General features: G+C 35.9%; 3 protein-coding genes and 1 pseudogene. All 4 read right to left on the reverse strand.

Annotated features, from left to right (window positions below):
• A partial coding sequence (gene sucD, locus IDG60_RS09520) for a succinate--CoA ligase subunit alpha (RefSeq protein WP_206160648.1) occupies positions 1-788 on the reverse strand: 788 nt, incomplete at its 3' end.
• A 21-nt stretch (positions 789-809) separates the two neighbouring features.
• Positions 810-1976 (reverse strand): ADP-forming succinate--CoA ligase subunit beta, encoded by a 1167-nt coding sequence (gene sucC / locus IDG60_RS09525; protein WP_001020801.1) that lies wholly within the window; start codon positions 1974-1976, stop codon positions 810-812.
• Positions 1977-2084: 108 nt separating this feature from the next.
• Entirely contained in the window at positions 2085-2852 is a 768-nt protein-coding gene (locus IDG60_RS09530) for a ribonuclease HII (protein ID WP_000176393.1), read from the reverse strand.
• Positions 2836-3074 (reverse strand): annotated as a pseudogene (locus IDG60_RS09535) (ribosome biogenesis GTPase YlqF); the annotation flags it as partial. The gene IDG60_RS09530 and the pseudogene IDG60_RS09535, both read right to left, overlap by 17 nt.

Raw genomic sequence — 3074 nt, forward strand, 5'->3', positions numbered from 1 at the left:
ATTTTCTCTTCAGCAGTACCTTTACCACCTGAAATGATTGCACCAGCATGTCCCATACGTTTTCCAGGAGGTGCTGTTTGTCCACCGATAAAGCCTACAACTGGTTTTGTCATATTCGCTTTAATCCATTCAGCTGCTTCTTCTTCAGCTGTACCACCGATTTCACCAATCATAACAACTGCTTTCGTTTCGTCATCTTCATTGAATGCTTTTAAAACATCAATAAAGTTTGTTCCGTTGACTGGGTCTCCACCAATACCAACAGCTGTAGTTTGACCAATACCTTCTTCAGTCAATTGGTGCACTGCTTCATATGTTAGTGTACCTGAACGTGATACTACACCAACATGACCTTTTTTGTGAATATAGCCAGGCATAATACCAATTTTACATTCATCTGCTGTAATCACACCTGGACAGTTCGGACCAACTAAACGTGTTTTTCTACCTTGTAAGTAGCGTTTAACTTTAACCATGTCTAATACAGGAATATGTTCAGTGATACAAATAACCATATCTAAGTCTGCATCAGCTGCTTCTAAAATTGAGTCTGCAGCAAATGGTGCTGGAACGTAAATGACTGAAACCGTTGCCCCAGTTTCATTTTTAGCTTCTTCAACAGTGTTGAAAACAGGAACGCCTTCAACAACTTGACCACCTTTACCAGGCGTCACACCTGCTACTATTTTCGTACTATAATCAAGCATTTGTTTTGTATGGAAAAGGGCAGTAGACCCTGTAATACCTTGTACCATTACTTTAGTATTCTTATCTATAAATACACTCATCTTAGTGCTCCCATCCTTTCCTTATGCTTCTTTGACTAGTTTAACAATTTTTTGTGCACCTTCAGCCATTGTTGCTGCTGGTTCAATTGCTAATCCTGAGTCTTTTAAGATTTTTTTACCTAACTCAACATTTGTACCTTCTAAGCGTACAACTAGTGGTAAAGTTAAATCTACTTCTTTTACAGCTTCAACGATACCTTCTGCGATAACATCACATTTCATAATGCCACCGAAAATGTTTACAAAAATACCTTTAACATTTTCATCACCTAAAATGATTTTAAATGCTTCAGTTACTTTTTCTCTAGTAGCGCTTCCGCCTGCATCTAAGAAATTGGCTGGGTTTCCACCGAAATGATTAATCGTATCCATTGTTGCCATGGCTAAACCTGCACCATTAACCATACATCCGATGTCACCATCTAATGCAATGTATGATAAATCATGTTTAGACGCTTCAATCTCTTTCGGATCTTCTTCTTCTAAATCACGTAATTCTACAACATCTTTATGTCTGAATAATGCATTATCATCAAAATTAATTTTAGCATCTAATGCCAATACATCACCATCAGCTGTTGTAACTAATGGGTTGATTTCTACGATTGAACAATCTTTTTCAATGAATACATTATAAAGTGCTAATAAGAATTTAGCAGCTTTGTTAACAGATTCTTTAGGAATATTAATATTAAACGCAATTCGTCTTGCTTGGAATGGTGAAAGTCCGATTACTGGATCGATAGTTTCTTTGAAGATCTTTTCAGGAGTCTTCGCAGCAACTTCTTCAATCTCAGTGCCCCCTTCTTCAGACGCCATCAATGTTACTTGGTCAGTCGCACGATCAATAACGAATCCAACGTAATATTCTTTTTGAATAGCACAACCTTCTTCGATATATAAACGTTTAATTTCTTTACCTTCTGGACCAGTTTGATGTGTCACCAAAGTTTTCCCTAATAATTCTTTTGCATATGTTTCTACCTCAGATAAAGATTTAGCAATTTTTACTCCGCCTGCTTTACCTCTACCTCCAGCATGAATTTGTGCTTTTACAACATATACATCAGAATTTAATTCTTTTGCTTTCTCCACCGCTTCTTCAGCAGTAAATGCTACTCGTCCTTCTGGAACTGCAACGCCCATTGAACGAAATATTTCTTTACCTTGATACTCGTGGATATTCATCTTCCATCCTCCTGTTACTTAGGTTAAGTTCCCTTACAATTATAAAAAATGTAAGCGCTATTGTAAACTTAAATGCTACTTTTTTATCATTTAATTGAATTTTACGATTTACAGTAACGATTTTATAGGTTCAAAGCTTTTTCTATGCTCTTTCATAATGCCAATATCATCGATTGCTAGTAAATGTTGTTTGGTACCATAACCCGCGTTTTTTTCAAAACCGTATTCAGGATAATCTTTAGATAACTGTGTCATATAATCATCACGAAAAACCTTCGCCATGATACTTGCAGCTGCAATGGACACACTTCTTGCATCACCCTTGATTAAAGATACTTGAGGCAGTGCATTATCAAGCGTCATCGCGTCTATCAATAAATGCGTTGGTTGTACTGATAATCCATCAATAGCTCGCTGCATGGCGATTTGAGTAGCTTTATAAATATTAAATTCATCTATTTCTTCAGCTGTCGCGATACCATATGCAAAAGCAGTAACTTCATTTTTTAGTGCTTCATTTAATTCTAGACGTTTCGTAATAGGTACTTTTTTCGAGTCATCAAGGCCCAAATAATTGTGATTTGAATTTAAAATTGTTGCGCATGCAACGACTGGACCTGCTAAAGGTCCTCTTCCAACTTCATCAATCCCACAAATAATAGCATTAGGATGCTCTTTTAATATTTCATTTTCAAAGTAAGTCATTTCAACATACTTTTCTTTTAAAGCTTGTTCTTTTTCTAACGCTTTTCTGCGCCTAGCTATGGCATTTTGAACACCTTTTCGCTCATCTAAAAAGCATTCATGATTTTCTAATTCTTCTATTGTATTAACCGCATTAATCAACTGCGTAACTTCTTTAATTGTTAGCGTCATTTGCTAATTCCTCAGTCATATCTTTAAAAATATCAAAACAATAATTTCCTATTTTAGCATTTCGAATATCATAAATAATCAGTTCAATGACTGCTTCGTAATCAATTTCATTACCACGTCGAATTAAGCCACGTTTTTTCCCTATCGCATCAAACCACGCTATGATTTCTGCATCTTCAGGAACTTCAATATTATAATGTGACTTTAATCGCGCTAAATCAT

Source organism: Staphylococcus sp. EG-SA-2, from assembly GCF_017152085.1.